The following is a 995-nucleotide window of genomic DNA, read 5'->3' on the forward strand; positions in this document are numbered from 1 at the left end:
GCGGCACGGTGAGCTGCCAGATCGCCTGCTGCTCGGCCAGCTCCACGCCGGCGACCGCGGTCTCCACCGCCTCCTGCAGCGTGCCGCGCGCGGCCAGCAGCTGGGCCTCGTAGTAGTGCCAGAGCGGCCCGGACCAGCCGGTGCCGAGCAGGTCGGACTCGCGGCGGCCCGCGGTCAGCACCGCGGCGGCCTCGTCCTGGACGTCCAGCATGGTCAGCGCGCTGCCGAGCCAGATCTGCGGGTGCCGGTGCACGGCCTCGCCGCCCGCGTCGTCGGCCAGCTCCACCGCGGTGCGCGCGTGGGTCAGCGCGTCGGAGAGCCGTCCCTGCGCGGCCGCGACCAGCGAGCGCGCGGTCAGCCCGAAGACGGCGGCGCCCGGGTCCACGCCGATCGTGTGCGCCTCCGCGCCGGACAGGTCCGCCTCGGCCAGCAGTCCCTCGTAGAACTGGGCGTGCGCGCGGACCGCGCACAGCCGGGCGCGGACCTCCGGCGCTACCCCGCCGCGTCGCAGGCCGCGGCTGGCGTACTCGACCGCGTCGCCGTTGCGGCCCGCGTGTTTGCAGGCCTCGGCCAGTCCGAGGCACAGTCGTGCCGCGGTGGTGGCGTCCAGCCCGGAGCGGAACGCGGCCTCGCCGTGCCGCCGCGCCTCGTCCAGCCGTCCGGCCGAGGCCAGCAGCGGCACCGCCTCCGCGGTGAACGCGGCCTGGCGCGGGTCGTGGGAGCCGAAGCCGCTCACGGCGTGCAGGTAGACGTCCGCGGCCGCGCCCGGAGCCAGCGGCGCGATCTTCGCGGCCGTGTCGCGCAGCAGGTCCGCGTGGCCGGCGACCGCGGCCGGGCCGGCCTTCATCAGGTGCCGCGCGACCTCGGTCGGCGCGCCGCCGTTCACACTGGTGATGGCCGCGACCTTGCGGTGCAGGCTGTCGCGCAGCGGCGCCGGGATCGAGTGGTAGACGACCTCGCGCAGCATGTCGTGCTCGAACGCGAGCGCGTCACCG

1 pseudogene is annotated in these 995 nt (G+C 77.0%); it reads right to left on the minus strand.

The features are described 5' to 3' along the window. A pseudogene (locus OP04_RS55270) lies at window positions 1–995 on the minus strand (LuxR family transcriptional regulator); the annotation flags it as partial.

Source organism: Catenuloplanes japonicus, assembly GCF_000717135.1.
Classification (GTDB): domain Bacteria; phylum Actinomycetota; class Actinomycetes; order Mycobacteriales; family Micromonosporaceae; genus Catenuloplanes; species Catenuloplanes japonicus.